22 protein-coding genes are annotated in these 19,626 nt (G+C 39.3%); 9 read left to right on the forward strand and 13 right to left on the reverse strand.

Annotation, left to right across the window (positions count from 1 at the left end):
* Positions 1 to 4 precede the first annotated feature (4 nt).
* Together QM847_RS04255 and QM847_RS04260 are read right to left on the reverse strand one after the other, a co-directional pair.
* Positions 5 to 466, reverse strand: coding sequence for an HIT family protein (locus tag QM847_RS04255; RefSeq protein ID WP_414354070.1), 462 nt, complete (start codon positions 464 to 466; stop codon positions 5 to 7).
* Between the two features lies 1 nt (position 467).
* Positions 468 to 1,505 (reverse strand): M42 family metallopeptidase, encoded by a 1,038-nt coding sequence (locus tag QM847_RS04260; protein WP_414354072.1) that lies wholly within the window; start codon positions 1,503 to 1,505, stop codon positions 468 to 470.
* Positions 1,506 to 1,638: 133 nt separating this feature from the next.
* On the opposite strand from QM847_RS04260, the gene QM847_RS04265 reads away from it, so the two are divergent.
* Positions 1,639 to 2,178 carry a DUF1307 domain-containing protein gene (locus QM847_RS04265; protein WP_414354074.1) on the forward strand — a complete coding sequence of 180 codons (540 nt, stop codon included), beginning with the start codon at positions 1,639 to 1,641 and terminating at the stop codon, positions 2,176 to 2,178.
* Positions 2,179 to 2,225: 47 nt separating this feature from the next.
* Here the strand turns inward: QM847_RS04265 and brnQ are convergent, their stop codons facing one another.
* From brnQ to QM847_RS04295, 6 genes are all read right to left on the reverse strand, one after another.
* Positions 2,226 to 3,551 carry a branched-chain amino acid transport system II carrier protein gene (gene brnQ, locus QM847_RS04270; RefSeq protein ID WP_414354076.1) on the reverse strand — a complete coding sequence of 442 codons (1,326 nt, stop codon included), beginning with the start codon at positions 3,549 to 3,551 and terminating at the stop codon, positions 2,226 to 2,228.
* A 168-nt stretch (positions 3,552 to 3,719) separates the two neighbouring features.
* A complete protein-coding gene (locus tag QM847_RS04275; RefSeq protein ID WP_414354078.1) occupies positions 3,720 to 4,001 on the reverse strand; it encodes a rhodanese-like domain-containing protein in 282 nt (93 codons plus the stop codon).
* 2 nt (positions 4,002 to 4,003) lie between these two features.
* Positions 4,004 to 4,588 carry a uracil-DNA glycosylase family protein gene (locus QM847_RS04280; protein WP_414354080.1) on the reverse strand — a complete coding sequence of 195 codons (585 nt, stop codon included), beginning with the start codon at positions 4,586 to 4,588 and terminating at the stop codon, positions 4,004 to 4,006.
* A 66-nt stretch (positions 4,589 to 4,654) separates the two neighbouring features.
* Positions 4,655 to 6,055 (reverse strand): dipeptidase PepV, encoded by a 1,401-nt coding sequence (gene pepV, locus QM847_RS04285; protein WP_414354081.1) that lies wholly within the window; start codon positions 6,053 to 6,055, stop codon positions 4,655 to 4,657.
* A gap of 9 nt (positions 6,056 to 6,064) precedes the next feature.
* Positions 6,065 to 6,670: a nitroreductase family protein gene (locus QM847_RS04290; RefSeq protein ID WP_075566562.1), complete on the reverse strand. Its 606-nt coding sequence runs from the start codon at positions 6,668 to 6,670 to the stop codon at positions 6,065 to 6,067.
* Between the two features lie 191 nt (positions 6,671 to 6,861).
* Entirely contained in the window at positions 6,862 to 7,356 is a 495-nt protein-coding gene (locus tag QM847_RS04295; protein WP_414354083.1) for a hypothetical protein, read from the reverse strand.
* Positions 7,357 to 7,563: 207 nt separating this feature from the next.
* Between QM847_RS04295 and QM847_RS04300 the strand changes: the two genes are divergently transcribed.
* Positions 7,564 to 8,373, forward strand: coding sequence for an amino acid ABC transporter substrate-binding protein (locus QM847_RS04300; protein WP_414354085.1), 810 nt, complete (start codon positions 7,564 to 7,566; stop codon positions 8,371 to 8,373).
* Between the two features lie 64 nt (positions 8,374 to 8,437).
* On the opposite strand, the gene QM847_RS04305 is transcribed toward QM847_RS04300, so the two are convergent.
* Complete coding sequence (locus QM847_RS04305; RefSeq protein ID WP_414354086.1) at positions 8,438 to 9,271, reverse strand: metallophosphoesterase family protein; 834 nt, start codon at positions 9,269 to 9,271, stop codon at positions 8,438 to 8,440.
* A 208-nt stretch (positions 9,272 to 9,479) separates the two neighbouring features.
* Between QM847_RS04305 and QM847_RS04310 the strand changes: the two genes are divergently transcribed.
* The 4 genes from QM847_RS04310 to QM847_RS04325 are packed head-to-tail and all read left to right on the forward strand — an operon-like array spanning position 9,480 to position 11,134.
* Entirely contained in the window at positions 9,480 to 9,674 is a 195-nt protein-coding gene (locus QM847_RS04310; protein WP_414354087.1) for a helix-turn-helix transcriptional regulator, read from the forward strand.
* A 14-nt stretch (positions 9,675 to 9,688) separates the two neighbouring features.
* Complete coding sequence (locus QM847_RS04315) at positions 9,689 to 10,231, forward strand: DUF3278 domain-containing protein (RefSeq protein WP_414354089.1); 543 nt, start codon at positions 9,689 to 9,691, stop codon at positions 10,229 to 10,231.
* A gap of 10 nt (positions 10,232 to 10,241) precedes the next feature.
* A complete protein-coding gene (locus tag QM847_RS04320) occupies positions 10,242 to 10,568 on the forward strand; it encodes a hypothetical protein (protein ID WP_320693738.1) in 327 nt (108 codons plus the stop codon).
* A gap of 26 nt (positions 10,569 to 10,594) precedes the next feature.
* Positions 10,595 to 11,134 carry a DUF3278 domain-containing protein gene (locus tag QM847_RS04325; RefSeq protein ID WP_320693739.1) on the forward strand — a complete coding sequence of 180 codons (540 nt, stop codon included), beginning with the start codon at positions 10,595 to 10,597 and terminating at the stop codon, positions 11,132 to 11,134.
* 74 nt (positions 11,135 to 11,208) lie between these two features.
* Here QM847_RS04325 and QM847_RS04330 read toward each other — a convergent pair whose 3' ends face one another.
* The 4 genes from QM847_RS04330 to zapA all read right to left on the reverse strand — a co-directional run bounded on the left by QM847_RS04330 (position 11,209) and on the right by zapA (position 15,605).
* The gene (locus QM847_RS04330) at positions 11,209 to 12,105 is read right to left on the reverse strand and encodes a TDT family transporter (RefSeq protein ID WP_414354091.1); all 897 of its coding nucleotides are present in this window, start codon (positions 12,103 to 12,105) and stop codon (positions 11,209 to 11,211) included.
* A 197-nt stretch (positions 12,106 to 12,302) separates the two neighbouring features.
* On the reverse strand, positions 12,303 to 14,639 hold the full coding sequence (locus QM847_RS04335) for an endonuclease MutS2 (RefSeq protein ID WP_414354092.1): 2,337 nt from the start codon (positions 14,637 to 14,639) through the stop codon (positions 12,303 to 12,305).
* 118 nt (positions 14,640 to 14,757) lie between these two features.
* Positions 14,758 to 15,306, reverse strand: coding sequence for a CvpA family protein (locus QM847_RS04340; RefSeq protein WP_414354094.1), 549 nt, complete (start codon positions 15,304 to 15,306; stop codon positions 14,758 to 14,760).
* Positions 15,303 to 15,605 carry a cell division protein ZapA gene (gene zapA, locus QM847_RS04345; protein WP_269797178.1) on the reverse strand — a complete coding sequence of 101 codons (303 nt, stop codon included), beginning with the start codon at positions 15,603 to 15,605 and terminating at the stop codon, positions 15,303 to 15,305. The genes QM847_RS04340 and zapA overlap by 4 nt, the downstream gene beginning before the upstream one ends.
* Before the next feature lie 86 nt (positions 15,606 to 15,691).
* Between zapA and rnhC the strand changes: the two genes are divergently transcribed.
* The 3 genes from rnhC to QM847_RS04360 are packed head-to-tail and all read left to right on the forward strand — an operon-like array spanning position 15,692 to position 19,618.
* On the forward strand, positions 15,692 to 16,573 hold the full coding sequence (gene rnhC, locus QM847_RS04350) for a ribonuclease HIII (RefSeq protein WP_414354096.1): 882 nt from the start codon (positions 15,692 to 15,694) through the stop codon (positions 16,571 to 16,573).
* 3 nt (positions 16,574 to 16,576) lie between these two features.
* Positions 16,577 to 17,191, forward strand: a complete 615-nt coding sequence (gene lepB / locus QM847_RS04355) for a signal peptidase I (protein WP_414354098.1) — start codon at positions 16,577 to 16,579, stop codon at positions 17,189 to 17,191.
* 60 nt (positions 17,192 to 17,251) lie between these two features.
* A complete protein-coding gene (locus tag QM847_RS04360) occupies positions 17,252 to 19,618 on the forward strand; it encodes an ATP-dependent RecD-like DNA helicase (protein ID WP_414354100.1) in 2,367 nt (788 codons plus the stop codon).
* Positions 19,619 to 19,626 lie beyond the last annotated feature (8 nt).

A 19,626-nucleotide genomic window follows, 5' to 3' on the forward strand; every position in this document is an offset into this window, starting at 1 on the left:
CCTTTCATTTTACTATCTGGTTTAAAGTTTCTGATAATGTCGCAATCAAGTTTTCCAGTCTCCGGTCTTTAACGTGATATTCCTCAGCAACCATTTCTTCCCATGGGACCCACCAAACTGGGCCACGACCGTTAAGCCCGTGTCCCTTCATATCACCCTCTCGTCTCGGAAAAATATGCCAGTGAGCATGTGCATCCCCATTTCCTAACAACTCTACATTCATCTTTTGAGCAGCAAAAGCATTAGAGACAGCTTCTTGGACCAAACTCATTTCCTCTAAAAAGCGAAGTTTGACAGTTGGATGTAGATGATGTAATTCTGTAACATGTTCCTTGGCTAAGAAGAGAGTATAGCCTTCAAAATACTGGTGGTCACCAATTACGACATATCCTGTTTCTAGTTCCTTTACAAAGTAGGGATTTTCCCCTGCCTTAATCCATTCAATTCGTTGACAAATCAAGCACATCTTAGTCCACCAAGTCACTCTTGAGGTAAGCATCTACCATACGCTCAGTAGCCACTACAGAATCAATATGAGTACGCTCATAAGAATGACTAGACTCAATTCCTGCTCCTAGAAGAGCGTGCTTAACCTCTGCTCCAGCTGACATGGCTGCAGAAGCATCCGAACCGTAAAATGGATAGATATCGAGTTTAAATGGAATGTCTTGCTCTTTAGCTAAAGCAACTAAATGTTGACGGAATTCATAGTGGTAAGGACCCGAAGCATCTTTGACACAGATAGAGACTGTGTACTCGTCCGTCTGCTGGTCATCTCCCATCGCTCCCATATCTACTGCCAGATATTCGACAACTTGACTAGGGATACTTGAGTTAGCACCATGCCCCACTTCTTCAAAGACTGAAAAAGCAAAATGCGTAGTGACGGGAAGTTCAACTCCTTCTTCTTTATATACTTTGAGGAGATCGAGGAGGATAGCAGCACTGACCTTATCATCCAAATGACGCGATTTGATAAATCCTGAATCAGTCACGACAGTTCGTGGGTCAAAGCTGATAAAATCACCAACCTCAATACCGAGTGCGCGTGTTTCTTTTTCGTTGGTCACTTTTTCATCCAAACGCACTTCCATATTGTCCTGAGTGCGTTCAGCTGTTCCCGCATCCTTATAGACATGGCAAGAAGTTTGGTGGATCAAAATCGTACCTGAAACTGTTTTTCCTGTACTAGCCACATGGACCATACAGTTTTCGCCTTCAATCATGTTCCAAGGATAGCCACCGATACGGTCCATTTTGAGACGACCGTCTGGCTTAACAGCGCGAACGATAGCTCCCAAGGTATCCACATGGGCAGTTACATAACGCTGCTTCTCATCGTTTTTACCTTTAACAGTAACGTTGACACCACCTTTGGCAGTACGGATTGGTTGATAACCTAGTTTTTCAAGAGTCTCGACCAAATAATTCGTAATTTCACGGGTAAAACCTGTTGGCGACGCGATAGCAGTTAGTTCTTTAATATATTCTACAGTTTGATTCATTTCTTCACCTCTTCCTAATATTATATCACTTTTCCCTTTTTAGGTTGAGCAAAAATGAAAAACTTAGATAATTTGATTGCAAAATTAAGCTGTGATATAATGAAGTTAGTTCTTAATTATGAAAGGAAAAGACATGAACAAATATTTTAAAATGACTCTTTGTGTAGCTTTACCATTAGCTATCTTGTTGGGATGTTCAAAACAATCATCATCTTCATCAACTAGCTCAGCAAAAGGTGAAACTACACAGGTAGACTCTACTAGCCAACAAACTACAGAAAACAAATCTGAAGTAAAAACAGTGACCTTTGTAAATGATACTCATAGTGATCTTAATTCTACTTTAACATACACTGTAGATGGAGATAACGTATTGAAACATTCAGGTCATAACGTCTATGACCCAGAGGCTATCGGCACTACTGCAGAAACTCTTAAAGCATCCGTTGAAGAAGCTTATAAAGGCTATGAAGGCCTCAAAGGTGTTACTCATAGCATTGAGATTAAAGACGGCAAAGTCGTTCAACATACTGAAATTGACTTCACAGTTGCAAGTCTTGACGAACTTAAAAAAGCCTTACCAGATGAATACTCTGGTATTGGTGACAGTGTTAGCTTTAGCGCTTCTGAGAAAATGTTAAAAGATCTTGGATATACTGAAAAAACTAACTAAGATCATTTTCAATAATAAAAAACCTCGGCTAATGCCAAGGTTTTTTATTATTCCATTTCAAAGGCTTCACTTTCTTGTTTGTTTGGAAGAACAAGAGAAAGTAAGATACCGATAATCGCTGGAATTAACCAAGGCAGTGAAGCATTGGCAAATGGTAAAGAATTGATCAGATTTGTAAGAGTTGCAATCTCAAACGAACTTGCTAATACGCTAGTTACGGCAATAGCTGTAACAAGAGCCATTGTCAATTGCATCCCTGGTTTTGAAAGTGGTACAAATTTGTTAACAATGACAATCATGACAATGGTAATAGTAATTGGATAGAGGATTACAAGAACAGGAACTGAGTATTTGATGATTGCATCAAGACCAAGGTTGGCAATAGCAAATCCAATCAAAGTAAATACAGTCGCATAAATCTTGTAGTCAATCTGCGGGAATCGCCCATTAAAGAACTCGGCAGTAGATACAATCAACCCTACAGTCGTTGTAAAGCAAGTAACGGTTACCATGGCTGCAAGGAATAGTTGAGCAGTCGAACCAAAGATTTCTTGAGTCGCTTGTGACAGGATATAAACCCCTGGGGTTCCACCCTTCATCGCTTCTTCTGTTACTGGGAAGTGATTTCCAAGGAAACCTAATCCGATGTACAAAGCGCTAAATCCGAGTGCTACGACAATACCGACTACCCAAATGGTTGAAATATACTCTTTTTTGCTTGAAAATCCAAGTTGTTTCAAGGTTTGAACCGCAATTACACTAAAGGCAACTGAGGCAAGAGCATCGAGAGTATTGTAACCTTCTAAGAACCCTGCACCAAAGGCTGAAATTTGATAAGCTTCAGTAGCCGTTTGTGGTGCATTGGCTCCATATTTGAAGGCACCTAGAATTACCAAGATGATAATTAAAAGAGCAAATACTGGAGTCAAGATACGACCAATACGATCCAAAATCTTTGAAGGATTGAGTGCGATTAAATATGCTGCAACAAAGTAGATAAGTGTGAAGACAATCAAACCTAATCCCTTATCTGCTTCAGCCAATAGGGGACTAATCCCGACTGCGTAAGATGTTGTCGCTGTACGTGGAATGGCAAAGAATGGACCAATCGATAAGTACAAGGCTGCCAGATAAATCGTCGCAAACAAAGGCGAAATCTTTTTAGAGATTTCATAGATATAACCCTTTGGATTCAAAGTACCAATGATTAAGGTTAAAACGGCAATCCCAACACCCGAAAATACAAAACCTGCGATGGCAGGGAGAAATTGTTCCCCAGATTGAGCACCTAGGGTAGGGGGGAAAATCAAGTTACCCGCACCAAAAAATATTCCAAACAGGAGTAACCCTGTTAAAGCACCTTTTTTAGCCATAAACTCTCCTTATATAAAAAATAAAATACTTTCTTAGTATAACATGATTAAAAGCAAGAAAAGGCTATCATAAAATAATTCTAAAATGTTTTCAATTTTCTGAACTATTTTGTTTAAAAAATTCCTTGGAGAAAAGACTCTATTTCCTTTCTCCAAGGAATTTATTTTTTATTCAAAAGCATCCATACCAGCTGGAACATTGACGACATCATAACCCTTTTCTACTAGAAATTGACAGGCATGAGCTGAACGAATACCTGACTTACAAATGAGATAGTAGGTCTGATTCTTATCCAAGACTTCATAGGTGTCAGCCAAAGAACTCAAGGGAAGGTTTTGAGCACTTTCAATATGCACCTGATGAAACTCTGCTTCTTCTCTCACATCAATAATGGTCGAACAGCCATTCTGACACAGTTTGTAAAAATCCTCAAAAGCGATTTCTTTCATCTCTATTCTCCAATTATTTTCTTTACTCTCTTTTTCAAATCAGGCAAAACATCTGCTTCAAACCAAGGATTTTTTTTCATCCAGATTTGATTTCGTGGGGATGGGTGTACCAGAGGAAAAAATTCTGGTAAATAATCCTGATAGTGACAAACCCGCTCTGTTACTTTACCACTAACTTTCTCATTTAAATAATAGGCCTGAGCATACTGTCCTATCAAGAGCGTTAATTGAATATCTGGCAACTCCTTCAAAAGTTTTGGATGCCACTTCTCTGCAAAACCTGAGCGAGGTGGTAGGTCACCAGATTTCCCATGCCCCGGAAAATAGAAGTCCATGGGCATGACTGCAAAGTAACCTGAATTATAAAAAGTGTCTTCATCTACACCCAACCACTCTCGCAAGCGGTCGCCACTTTTATCCTTCCAGTAGAGTCCTGCTTCTTGGGTTTTGAGACCAGGTGCTTGACCGATGATATTGATGCGAGCTGTTTGTGGTGCTGCAAATAGAGGCTCTATCCCCTGCTCTGTATAGCTTTTATTTTGCGGATCTTCCATGATAGCTTGTTTGATTTTTTGAATTTCTGACATGGATTCTTCTCTTTCTCTAGCAATTTCAAAAAGAAGTCTAAGAGTGAATCTCAGACTTCTAAATGATTATTTGATCAATTCATAGATAGCTTCAGCGTAGATGGCTGCCGCACGGAAAAGATCGTCCAAGGCGATAAATTCATTGGCTTGGTGCATGGTATCGATAGAATCTGGGAACATAGCACCATAGGCTACACCACGCTCCAAGAGACGGCCAAATGTTCCACCACCGATGACTTGTTCGTGACCTTGAAGACCTGTTTGTTTTTCGTAAACATTCAACAAAGTTTGAACAAGTGGATCTTCCATTGGTACATAGTGAGGTGTGTGACCATGTTCTGATAAGCTAACTGAAACAACTGGCAAGGTTTCAAGAACTGTCTTGATTTGCTCTGGGCTTGTTCCTTTTGGATAACGGAAGTTAAGAGCAATGGTATTGTCAGCACTTGCTTGGTCAAAGCGGAAGACACCAGCATTCATAGAAAGGGCACCCATTTTTTCATCCACATGAGCAACCTTCAAATTTTTACCTTCATGGTCATTCAAGAGAATCTTACCAGCAATGTCAAGGTAGTCTTTTGCAGGACCTTCAAAGGCAAACTGGCTGAGGAAGAGAGCAAGATAAGTCGCACCATTGATACCTGATGCAGGCATAGCACCATGGGCAGATTTACCGATAATCGTAACCTTGTACTTGCCGTTCTCTTCTTTGATTTCTCCTCTAAGCTTGTGTTCTGCAACGAAGTCGTCTAGCTTAGCTTGCAAATCAGCCAAGTCACCTGAAACAACAGCCGTTGCTGATTCAGGAACCATATTTTCACGTAAGCCACCAGTAAAGCTGTGAAGACGAGCTGCACCAGTATTTTCACCGGCAAAGTGGAGATATTCTGTGATATTCCCTTTTTCACCATTGATGATAGGGAATTCAGCATCTGGAGAGAAACCAAAGTCTGGTTTTGCTAGTCCTACGTGGTCAAAATAGTAGTCCATATCAGCCCAGCCTGATTCTTCATCAGTTCCGACAATAAAGCGAACTTTTTTAGAAGTTGGAAGGCCAAGCTCTTTAATGATTTTCAAACCATAGTAACAAGCCGTTGTAGGACCCTTGTCATCTGAAGCACCACGCGCATAGAGGCGACCATCCTTGATAGTTGGAGTGTAAGGATCGGTATCCCAACCGCTACCAGCTGGCACCACATCCATGTGGGCAAAGATTCCAAGAACTTCTTCTCCTTGACCAAACTCAAAATGTCCTGCATAGTTGTCGACATTTTTTGTTGGATAGCCATCACGGTCTGCAATTTCAAGGAATTTTTCCAAAGCTTTCACTGGCCCTGGTCCAAAAGGATGTTGCGCATCAGCCTTGCTATCGTCACGTTCTGAGTTGATTTCCAAAAGACTGAACAAGTCAGCCAAAAGGTCTTCTTTGCGTTTTTCTACTTCTGCTGTAAAATCAATTGTTGTCATTTTTTCTTCCTATCTTTTTTCGATAATTTCATCAACTGGCAAGCGATAGCTTGGTTCTAATTTTTTGTCTGTGTAACCTACTGTAATCAAAAGTTCTGGGCGAAAACGTGCATCAATGTCTAAAACTTCATTAACTTTTGATTTGTCAAAACCAAGAATAATATTTGAACCAATTCCTTGGTCTGTAAGCGCCAAGACAAGGTTCATAGCAACGAGACCTGCATTGAGGGCTAGGTAGTCACTGATTTGCTGTTCATTGTATCGAGTATACTCAGCTGGGAGATTTTTCAAGAAGTATTGAAGTTGCTCTTCAGAAAAATTCTTTGCTCCTCCAATGCGTGCAATCTTACGCGCACGTTTTGGTAAATCTGTATCTGAAAATAAGACGATCGTTACGGGTGCTTCTGAAACTTGGTCAAAGTTCGTACCATAAGCCAATTTGGCTAGTTCTTTATTTTTCTCACGAACGACAACAAATTTCCAAGGTTGGATATTGTGAGCACTTGGTGCTAAAGTAGCAATCTCAATAGCTGTACGAACATCTTTAGGATCTACAGGCTTATCAATAAATTGCTTTGTCGCATGACGTTTTTTATTTAACTCAAGAAATTTCATAATTGATTTCCTTTTCTATTTCTACTGCTTCCATTTTACCACATTCTGAAAGAGCTTGCAGAGATTTTTCATTATTCAGAGTATCAAATATCTATCAGCTATTAAACTACGACTGATTCTTAATCTACTCTATTCTAAAAAATCATTTTCCAAAAAAAAGCAGGCGATGCAGCGCCTACTTTATCGATATGTTATTGGTCCAGACCAAATTTATGAGCCAGATTCTTTATGATGTCACGATAATAAATTACTTCTTTAAGTAAGTACGTACGATTTGGTTCTGGCATAAATGTATCATCAGGTCCATAAGTTGATAAATGTTCATTGTACTTTTTTGTTGAAGCTTCTAATTGTATAGCTTCTAATTTAGCTTTCGACCTCTCAAACTCTTGCTGCTCTTCTGGTAGAGAAGCTATTCTTATATCCGAAATTTTATAGGCGATTGCATTCAGTCTAGGCATGAGCTGCTTCATTTCACCAATTTTCTTGGCCTTATTAATTTCTTCATCAGTTAAAATCGAAAATTCAGAAGTTTGAGTTTGCGTAATCTCAGTTGTTGATGAATCTATTGTTGTTACTACTGTGGTTGATTCATTACTGGTAGACTTTGATTGTTTATTATTAGAACAAGCTACCAAAGTTGAAACCATTAAAACTGCTAGTCCAATAGTGACAATTTTTTTCATAATCATCTCCTTAAAATCCATTTACTAACCTATATTTTAATATTTAATACCCTTGACGTCAAAAATATATGCTAGATTTTTGTTTTTTTATACTACAAACTAATAAGGAAAAACATAATCATTCTCTATCATTTCCATAAAAAATATATATTGGATATCTAATTGATTGTCTGGTAAGCTAGGTATCATGAGGTAAAGGAGACACACATGAAAAAATTATTCTTATTATTAGCCATTAGTCCCTTGTTGGTGGCCTGTGGACAAGCCAAACAAGATAGTACTTCAACTTCCACTGCTAGCCCTAAAACCATTGTCGTAGCCACTGCCGGAGACATCCCACCTTTTGACTTTGAACAAGATGGTAATTTAACTGGATATGATGTTGAAGTTTTAAAAGCAGTCGATGAAAAACTAGACCAATACAAGATTGAATTCCAAAAAACAGCCTGGGAAAGTATCTTCCCTGGAGTGGATGCCGGCCGTTACCAAGCTGCTGCCAACAACTTGAGCTATACCAAAGAGAGAGCCGACAAATATCTCTACTCACTACCTATCGCTAAAAATCCTTTGGTTCTCGTGAGCAGAAAAGACAAGGCTCTTACTTCTCTCCAAGACATCGCTGGTAAAACAACTCAGGATGATACAGGAACTTCTACTGCCAAAGTCGTTACAGACTGGAATCAAAGCCACTCCGACAATCCTGCAACCATCCAATACTCTGGTGAGGATGTGGCTAAGCGCCTGACTGACCTCGCTAATGGTGAGTTTGATTTCCTAGTCTTTGATAAAATCTCTGTTCAAAAAATTATTCAAGACCGAGGTTTAGACTTGAACGTAGTCGACTTGGAAAGCAACGACAATCCAAACAACTACATCATCTTCTCAAGTGACCAAAAAGAATTTAAAGAGCAATTCGACAAGGTCCTCAAAGAACTCTACCAAGATGGAACCCTTGAAAAACTCAGCAAGACATACCTCGGTGGTTCTTACTTACCAGATCAATCTCAATTACAATAAGATATATTAAAAACGATTGGCTAATCCAATCGTTTTATTTAGTATTTGTTAGTTAAAGCACCTTTTACAAAAAATCAAAATAATTCTTGACATCCTCGACATATCCATGCTTTTCAATTAAACTAGCTAACAAATCTCTATTATGCCCCCGATAGTTATCCTCGCGTCGTAATTCTTCATACATTTCGATAAAAGGAAGTCCTTTGGTCTTAGCTGATTCTAGCTCTGCTTCATAATCATAAGCAACCTTACGAAATTGGATATTGACCAATTCACCATTTTCAACTTCAAGCAAGGCATACTGGGCTCGGTGATTTTTCAGCCCTACCCAGTCAAAATAAGGCATACCAATCGAACCTGGATTGATGATTTGTTGACCTTGGCTACCATAGCGAAGCAACTGCTTGTGAACATGACCATAGACGGCTACATCAGTAGTTTCATCAAGTAACTGGTCAAATTTTTCGGTATCATTTTCAACCAGCAAATCACCACCATAATTTTTCTCAGGTAAATTATGTGAAAGAGAAAAGCGCAAGCCTTCTACTTCTTTCTTGGCTACCATAGGTAGATTTCTCAACCAATCAATATGCTCTGGGTTTAGACGCTCCATCAGATACTGAGTCATCCTGAGAAACTGAATTTCTTCGGGATTTTCTAAACCATATTCCCCATCTAAAGCCTCTAAAACACAATCATCCCAGTTTCCTCGAACGCATGCTGTAAGGGGTAGGTCCTTCAAAAGATCCACCAAGTCATTTGCTCCCGGCCCAGGAAGAAAAATATCTCCCAAGAGCCAATATTCAGTTGCTCCCAACTTTTTAGCGTCCTCAAGCACTCCAGCTAAGGCGGTCGTGTTGCCATGAATGTCTGATAAAATTGCAATCTTATGGTTCATTTTCTGCTCTTTCTTTATTGGATAGCATTCAGGGTATCCAAATCACTATTATTTTTCTTCATTATAGCATAAAATCGCTAGAAGATTTTCACATAGAAATATTATCACCAAGATTCTTTTAGAAATATGTCAAAAATAGTTGACATTTTGTTTTGAAAAGAATATACTATAGTCAAATATATGCGACACGTTCTAAAAAGGAGAAAGAATGAACCGTGTGAAAGAATTCCGCAAGGAACTGGGAAAATCCCAACTTGAACTTGCCAAAGATATCGGTGTCTCTAGACAAACCATCAACATGATTGAGAATGACAAGTACAATCCTACCCTGGAACTCTGTCTCAATCTCGCTCATAGCCTCCAAACAGACCTCAACAGTCTCTTTTGGGAGGACGAATTTTAATAAGGAGAAGAAAAATGAAAAAAGAAACTCTCACTGAAAAACTCATCAAACGCACATATGGCATTTCTGGACCACTTGATGAACACAAACAACGCGAGGCTGACCGCATTGGAAATAAAATCTTTATGGTTCTCTTTTACCTCATGATTTTTGGAAATCTCATTCCCTTTGTCCTTTCTTATAAATATCCCCAAATTGTCGCTTTCGGATATCCAATCATTATTTTTATGATTTCCATGATTTGTGCAATCTATGTCACCACTCAAACTAAAAAAACTGGTATTACTGCTATTGACCCTGATATGTTGAACCAGAAAGAAAAGAAACAGTTACGCTACCCTGGCCTTAAAGCCGGACTTGTCTATGGAGTTTTGATGTTCTTTGGAATGCCTCTTCTCAATGTCTTAACGGATGATAACAAGAACTATCTTAGTTACCTTTTCAATCTAGGCCATTTCACATCAATCCTTTTCGCAGCTTTCTTCTTCGGATTGGTGATGCAACTTGTCGTCTGGCTTCGCATTCGAAAAGCCAAGGAAGATCAAGACGACTATTAGGAGGAAACTTATGAAATCACTAGTAACGTTACTTACCTATCATCTTTTGTTCAGTTCTCTACTCGCCTTCATCATCATTTCAGGGAACTTGCCCATCTACGATACAGTCCTTGTTCTTGTCTTTGTTCCAGCACTCAACAAAGGACTGACTTATCTAAAGATAGATTCCCAAAAAACGCGCATACTCAACTTAGCACTATGCTTTATGATTATATCCTTGCCACAACTGACGGTTATTTCAAGCGATTGGAAATATTATTTACTATTCACTATCGCTACCCTTTCTTCTATCACTTATCTTTATTATCTCTATCAATTCGTAAAAGAACCAAAGTAACATCGTTCATTTAGGAGAAATTATCCATGCAAAAAGAAGATTTAACAACTCGCTTACTTCGAAATTTCTTTCATATCCAAGGCCCCTTTGATGAATGCCGTCAAGAGGTTATCTACAAGGCTTGCGCCCGTTCCATGGTCCAAATCTTTTACTCTTCCTTCTTTCTCTTCCTGTTCTATATTTTGTTTGGACGCTTTATAGAAATTGTTCAATCGGTTATGCCCTACATCTATTTTGGACTCATTTTGTTCATGAGTATAAAAGCCCAAAGAGCTGTCAAAGAGCTGAATCTTGAAAAGGATGATAAATCAGAAATCATCTACAAAACTTACAGCAAACACCAAATAAAAGTTCGTAGTTGGTTGGTATTTATAATTATTGAGATTGGCTTATTTGCCCTGCTACTCTTTCATAAACTCTTCGTTCAGCAGGTACCCCTTTCAACATTCTTGGAAAAAATCATCCAAACAGAGATAATGATCCCCTTACTGGTCTTTGGTCTTAGTATTGGAGCCATCTTTGGGACTATGACTTATTGTTTTTTATCCGAACATGAAGAACAGTAGGAGAAAGCTGATCTAATTGATTTACACGTTCAAGATAGAACAACCCCTAACACTTCTCCGTGCTAGGGGGTCTTTTATTTTCTTAAATATCTCACATATTCTACTAATACGTAGATGAGGATTGTTAAACAAATGATAGTTTCTAACCAAACGAGGAGGTTAAGAACTTGAAACTGTAGGATACCCTGGGCCATTTTCAAGGAAGTTGCCGTGATGATAGTTGGGAAAGTTAGGGCTGAAAAGGCTGGTTGGAAGCCCTGTTTTAAAATTCTTGGCAAGCGACTAAGGACAAAGAAAAAGAAAGTCTGTGATGCAAGGACCATGACCAGCAAAATCCAGCTAGGAAGGTCTGGACCTCCTATCCGAACTAGTGCTGCTAAAAGGAGAGAAAATGGAGCACAATAGATCCCTTCTTGCCCTAGTAAAGCTAGTGGTAATGGATTTCTTTTCAAATCTTGATAAATAAGAGGATAAAGGATAAGGGTTAAGATAAAACCAAAAATCCAAGCTCCATAGGCAATCCCTATAATACCCACCACTGGGTAGGTCAAGCTCGCTACTGCTATACCTACATAAAGAACCGTCCAAGTTGGTGTTGCACTGGCCCTTTGTTTAACCAAGACATAGTTCTTTGTAAAGTATAAGATGAGGTAAACATCTAGAAGAAAAGCAAACCACCAGAGAATCTGTGCAACAATGCTCATGTTCGGGGGTAAGATTCGTAATAAATACGTTGATAAAATCATTCCTGCCATGGGAAAGGTTGCCATTCCTGACAAAACAGGGGCTTTCTTTAATTCTTGCTTACTTTCATGCCAGTTATTGAGGTGGCTCACCAAAAAATAAAACCATAAAATCAAGCCTGACAAACTAAAGATGTGTGATAAAAGCGGAAAAATATCCAAGATGAGATTTCCTGCTCCAGCCAATCCCAATAAGCAACCTGAAAAGGCTAAGGGGAGTTTTTTCATACCAACCTCCAAAAATGACGTTACTATCAGTATAGCATAAATAAACCTCAGCTAGACAAGCCTTCATCAAATTTTTTGCTATAAAACGATTGCCCACTTTTAAAATAGTCACTAAGAATAATGATTGAAATTGATTCATCAAAAAAAGTACTTATCACTTGATAGGTACTCTTTTGACATTTCATTCTATAGCTTGGTTAACCTTTAAAGGTAACGATAGTCGCTCCAGAACCACCTGCATTTTGTGGCGCATAGCCAAAGCTCTTAACTTGCTTGTTTCTTTGGAGATATTTGGTTACTCCTTCACGAATGACTCCTGTACCGATACCATGGATGATGTCTACTTGAGCCATGTTGTTGAGTAGAGCTTGGTCGATAAAGGCATCCAATGCTTCCATAGCTTCCTCATAGCGCTTGCCTCTGAGGTCCAGTCGAGCCTGTGGTGCTTTACCAGCAGCACGCTTGACCACGTTAACTTGTTTTTTCTTGACTGGTGCTTCTTGCTGAGCCTGAACCAAGTCAAACTCTCTTTCCTCAAGGGTCATCTTGATCAAACCAACTTGGGCTTCCCAACGTCCATCCTTGAGTTGATTGGTCAAGGTACCTCGTTGACCATAGCTTAAAACGATGATATCATCTCCAACTTTTGGAGCTCGTTTTTTCTTGGCTTTTTGGAGGACCTTATTTTTGGAAAGATCAACTTTTTCTGGTGCTAACTTCTTGAGCATGGCCTTGGCTTCGATAATCTCATGTGGTTTTAGTTGAGATTTGCTGTGAAGGTTTTTAAGAATATCATCACTTTCAGTCAGAGCTAATTCAACAATCTCAGCAGCTTGTTCACGCGCCTTATTGAGTTCTGTTTCCTTCTCACGATTTAGCTCATTGTAGAGTTTTTTAAGAGCACGATTCATCTTGAGGTTTTCTTGCTCGACTTGGCGAATATTCTCAAGACGTTTGCGGCTTTCAAGTGTCTGCTCTTCCAACTGCTCTATAATGCGATTGACATCATTGTCTTGATTAATCTGCTTGCTAGCGTCACCTACGATAACATCTGACAATCCTAGACGTTTAGCAATCTCAAAGGCATTGCTTCGACCAGGAACCCCTTGCATGAAACGATAAGTTGGACGCAAGCTAGCTGTATCAAACTCCATGCTGGCATTTTGAACATAGGCTGTCTCAATGCCATAGGCCTTGAGTTCAGGATAGTGAGTGGTCGCCATAGTCTTGACCTGACGCAAACGCAAGTCTTCTAGGATAGACATGGCAAGAGCAGCCCCTTCTTGGGGATCTGTACCTGCTCCAAGCTCATCAAGTAGCAAGAGCGAGTTTTGATTGACCTTACCAAGAATATCAACAATATTGGTCATGTGACTAGAGAAGGTTGACAGGCTTTGCTCAATGGATTGTTCATCTCCGATATCCGCAAAGATCTCCTCAAAAATTCCCACACGACTGCCCTTATCGGCCAAAATCGGCAAACCTGACTGGGCCATCAATTGCGTCAACCCTAAGGTTTTGAGCATAATGGTCTTACCACCCGTATTGGGACCCGTGATAACGATGGCTGTTAGATCCTTACCAAAGTGCACATCATTAGCAACAGCATTTTTCACAAGAGGATGACGAACATGAAGGAGTTGAATCTCCTGTCCTTCAGAGACTTGTGGAACCACTGCTCCTGTCTCCTGGATAAAGCGGACCTTAGCCCGAATCAAGTCTAAATGCCCAATAATCCATGCATCATTTGCAATTTCAGCTGCGTGAGGTCTTACTCGTTCAGAGAGTTCTTGGAGGATACGCATCATCTCATAGCGTTCATCTGCACGAAGACTAGCAATTTCCTCACTCAGCTTGACCACTTCACGCGGTTCGATATAGACAGTATTACCACTGGCAGAAATATCATGAACGACACCAGAAATCTTGTTGCGATAGGTGTTTTTGACAGGAAGAACTTGTCTTCCATTTCGACTAGCGATGATACCTTCTGTCAACATTTGCGTCTTTTGTTTGAGGAGGTCTTGTAAGACATCACGAACTTGGCTCTCGCTATCATGGATTTTACGGCGAATCCGTGCTAATTCTTCACTGGCAAAATTCTCGATAAAGCCTGCTTCATTGATAGCTTGGAGATTGCCCTGTAAATGTGGGAAATCATGAAGTTTCTCAAACCAACTTGCCAGGTGGTCTAAGCGTACATTTTCAAGATTTTCATAAAAACTTTTTAATTCACGACTAGCTAAGAGGACGCGTTTGAGCAGAAGAAATTCCTCGATGTTGAGGTCTGCTCCCATCTCCAAACGCTTGCAAGTTGAGGCAATTGCTTTTGTAGTCAGAATGCTAAAATGAGGATGCTCAACAAAGAGCTCCTGCATCTCCTTCATCTCTGCAAAGGCCTGTCTAATTTTATCAGCTTTATCTGTCGGGACTAGCTCTTTTAACTGCTCTAGTCCTTGTTCCGTCAAAATATGAGGTTCAAATAGAGCCTTGACCTTGTTAAATTCTAGTGTTTCTAGTATTTTTGTATTCATGTTCTTTCCTTAATAGACGAGCAAATAGAACGGTCAGCAAGAGTTGGATTTTCTCATTACAGTGACTATTAAGCTCATGGAATTGTAAACAAAAGGCTAGGAAAATTTCCCGCCCTTTTTATCCGATTAATTTGGTTACCCAGATTTGTTTAATAAAGTCAGTAGTAATTGGAATACTTTGAATCATATGTTTAGCTACTAAACTTTTTTCGAGTGAATTTTGAACGACTTCCAAAGGAACTGTTGCAAGAATGGTCAATATCATCTGGAGTACAAACAAGGTCACTCCAACCGATAGAACTCCTGCACCAATACGGAAGTATTTGCCATCAATCTTTTCTGTTGGTATTAGATTTACAAAGAGACCAAGTAAACGACCGATACTATAGAAAACCGCAAAAGCTAGCAAATAACCGATACCTGCATAAAAGACTTTGTCCAATTGAAAGAGCTGATCCGATGGGAAGAAGAAAGTACCAGTTCCTTCCTTAGGATTAGCATAGGGAATTAACAAGTGAAATTTTTCCCCTAGAGACTGGTAAAAATTGCCAGCAAAATAAGCTGAGACAATCGTTGCCACAAGATAATAAACTTGTAGGACCAAGCCTCTGCGATAGCCGATATAAAAACTCCAAGCAAGAATTAATAAGAGAAGAAACGAAATCATAAGGGATCCTCAATCTTACTTTGTTCTTGTTTAGCCGCAACAACTTGATATCTAAGTGCTTCTAATTGCTGCTCCTTATCATCAAATTCAATCTCACGACTCAACTGTGTTGATAAACAATTGATTGCTAATAAAATAGCTAGAGTCTCATCATCAGCTCCAGGCATTTGCTCTTTAATTGCTTCATATTTTTCTGTAGCAACCTTTGCTACTTCCTCCATAAAGAGGTTATCATGCTCTGTCGTTAGAGTTAATGTCTTTTTACCAAATGTAAATTTATATCGATTTATATTTGCCATAAAATTCACCTCACGATATTATACCAAATTTCACTTAGTTTGTCAGTTTTTACCAATTCTCCTGCTTTTATGGTACAATAGAGACTATGGCAAGTATAACACTAACACCAAGTGAAGAGGAAATTCAGAATTTTGTAACACACTATCAAAGTTCTCTGATTCCTAGTAAAAACCCTTATATACGTTACTTCTTTAAGCTTCCCGAGGCTAGTATATCTGTCTATACTTCTGGAAAGGTTCTCTTTCAAGGAGAATCTGCTGAAAATTATGCCAGCTTTTTTGGTTACCAAACCAATCAAGAAATTAGTGGCCAAGATTGCCCTTTAATTGGGACAGATGAGGTTGGAAATGGTTCCTACTTTGGAGGATTAGCTGTAGTGGCATCTTTTGTAAGACCAGATCAGCATGACTTTTTACGAAAACTCGGGGTTGGAGATTCTAAAACACTAACTGACCAAAAGATTCGTCAGATTACTCCACTTCTTAAGGAAAAAATCCAACATCAAGCACTACTGCTTTCTCCGAGTAAATATAATGAAGTCATTGGCGAACGCTACAATGCTGTTTCTGTAAAGGTTGCCTTACACAATCAAGCGATTTTTCTCCTTCTTCAAAAGGGTGTTGAGCCTGAGAAAATTGTTATCGACGCCTTTACCAGCCCACAGAACTATGATAAATATCTGAAAAATGAGGCTAATCACTTCTCAAACCCAGTAACCTTGGAGGAGAAAGCTGAGGGAAAATACTTGGCTGTAGCTGTCAGTTCTATCATTGCGCGTGATCTTTTTCTTGAAAACTTAGAAAATCTTAGTCAGGAGCTTGGCTATCAACTTCCAAGTGGTGCTGGAGCAGCTTCTGATAAGGTAGCTAGTCAAATTTTACAAGCCTATGGTATAGAAGGTCTTAACTTTTGTGCCAAACTTCATTTTAAAAATACTGAAAAAGCTAGAAAACTGCTAGAAAGGTAAATCATGAAATTCTTTAAATCATTTTTAAAAGAGTGGGGAGGTTTTTTCCTCATTCTCGCACTTATTGGTCTTAGTCGAGTCTTTCTTTGGAGTAATGTTCGAGTTGAAGGACACTCAATGGACCCAACTTTAGCTGACAACGAGATTCTATTTGTTGTTAAACATCTTCCAGTAGATCGCTATGATATTGTGGTTGCACACGAAGATGCCGAAAATAAGGATATTGTCAAACGTGTTATCGGCTTACCAGGAGACAAAATTCGCTATGAAAATGATAAGCTCTACATCAACGATAAAGAAACAGAAGAGCCTTATCTAGCAGAATACCTCAAACGCTTTAAAGAGGATAAGCTTCAATCTACCTATACAGGTAGTAATTGGGATGGTAAAAAAGGAGAGTATTTTAGAAGTATTGCTGAAAAATCTCAAGCCTTCACTCTAGATGCTAATTTTAACACTAGTTTTACCTTTACTATTCCAGAAGGAGAATATCTTTTGCTTGGGGATAATCGTCTTGTATCCAATGACAGTCGTCATGTTGGAACCTTTAAAGCAAAAGACATTGTTGGGGAAGCTAAATTCCGTTTCTGGCCAGTAGACCGTATCGGAACATTCTAAAAACACTAAGAGGCCGAGACATACCAATCTCAGCCTCTTCTTATTCTATTGAGGATTTCTATGGAAGTATATTTTACAGGCACTATTGAGCGCATTATCTTTGAAAATATTAGTAATTTTTATCGCATCCTACTCATAGAGATTGAAGATACCAATGCTGAAGACTTTGATGATTTTGAAATCATCGTAACTGGTACCATGGCTGACGTTATTGAGGGTGAGGAATACACTTTTTGGGGACAAATTGTCCAACACTCAAAATATGGTCAACAGTTACAAATCACTCGCTACGAGAGGGCAAAGCCGACTAGCAAAGGTTTGGTTAAGTATTTTTCAAGCAGCCACTTTAAAGGTATTGGTCTTAAAACGGCGCAAAAAATTGTGGATATGTATGGTGAAAATACTATCGACAAAATTTTAGAGCATCCTGAAAAACTCCAATCAATTTCTGGATTATCTGCTAAAAATCGAGAAGCCTTTATTTCTACACTCCGTCTCAACTACGGGACAGAAATGGTCCTGGCTAAATTAGCTAATTATGGTATCCCTAATAAATTAGCTATTCAAATTCTAGATGAATACAAGGAAGAGACCTTAAATGTCGTTGAAAATTATCCCTATCAGCTAGTAGAGGATATCAAAGGATTGGGCTTTACCATTGCCGACCAACTAGCGGAAGAACTTGGTATTGAAAGCAAATCTCCGGAACGTTTTCGTGCTGGAATCATTCATAGACTTTTGAATTCATGTATGGAAAGTGGCGATACCTATGTTGAAGCAAGGGACTTACTAGAACAAACCATAAACCTTCTAGAATCCTCTCGACCAGTGGAACTAGATCCTAATCAAGTTGCCCTCGAATTGTCACATCTAATCGAAGAGGACAAAGTTCAGCAGGTAGACACTAAAATTTTTGACAATAGTCTCTTCTATGCAGAAGAAGGCATCCACAAGCATCTAATGAGAATCCTTGAAAGAAAAGAGGACAAAGACGAGAACAAAGAGAGTATTCAAAAATATATTTCAACTGTCGAAAAAGAACTTGGCATTCAGTACGATACTATTCAAAAACAGGCCATCTGTGATGCAATCCAAAACAAGGTCTTTATCCTAACAGGTGGTCCTGGAACAGGAAAAACTACTGTTATCAATGGTATCATCGCAGTTTATGCACTTTTAGAAGGACTGGACCTGAAAAAAAAGAGTAGTCTTCCAATTCTTCTAGCTGCACCAACTGGTAGAGCAGCTCGTCGAATGAACGAGTTAACTGGTTTGCCTAGTGCTACGATTCACCGACACCTGGGTATGACCGGTGATGATGATACAAGTCACCTGGAAGATTATCTAGATGCTGACTTTATTATCGTAGACGAGTTCTCTATGGTAGATACTTGGCTAGCCAATCAACTCTTCTCAAATATCTCCTCTACTAGTAAAATTCTCATCGTTGGAGATAGTGATCAGTTGCCTTCTGTCAGTCCTGGGCAAGTCCTAGCTGACTTACTCCAAATTCCAAGTTTACCGCAAACACGATTAGAAAAAATTTACCGCCAGAGCGAAGAATCAACCATTATCACTCTTGCTAGCCAGATTCGTCAAGGAATCTTACCTGCAGATTTTACGCAGAAAAAAGCAGACCGTTCCTACTTTGAAATCGCTAGTAATCATATCCCAGCGACCATTGAAAAAATCCTAGACGCAGCTCTCAGAAGTGGTATACCCGCTCGTGATATCCAAGTTCTAGCACCTATGTACCGAGGAACAGCAGGAATCGATGCGATTAATCAACTCATGCAAGAACTCCTCAATCCTCTTCAAAAGGGACAGATTAGTTTTGAAGCTACTCAATGGAATTATCGTACGGGAGATAAGGTTATTCATTTAGTCAATGATGCAGAAGTCAATGTTTTTAATGGAGATTTAGGCTACATTGCGGATCTCATTCCTGCCAAATACACCGAGTCCAAACAAGATGAGATTGTCATTGATTTTGATGGCAATGAGGTTTCTTATCCTCGAAATGAATGGTACAAGATTCGCCTAGCCTACGCCATGAGTATCCATAAGTCGCAGGGAAGTGAGTTTCCCGTCGTTATCCTTCCCATTACCAGTGCCAGCAAGCGTATGTTAGAGCGTAATCTTATCTACACCGCCATCACCCGTGCCAAAAGTAAGCTAATTTTATTAGGAGAATTACAGGCCTTTGACTATGCTACCCAACACATGGGAACTTCTCGCAAAACCTATCTAATAGAACGTTTCATTGAACTAACTGAAACCTCTGAAGAAGTAAATGAGCCTATTTTTGAAACAAGAAATCAGATTAACCCCCATCAATCTTACATCCTAACCGAAGATAACTGGACAAGCATTCCAGCCATGATTGGAATTAGCCAGGATGACCTTCAAGAGTTTTTCGGAAAATAACATACAAG

This window comes from Streptococcus timonensis (genome assembly GCF_047463455.1).
Lineage (GTDB): Bacteria > Bacillota > Bacilli > Lactobacillales > Streptococcaceae > Streptococcus > Streptococcus timonensis_B.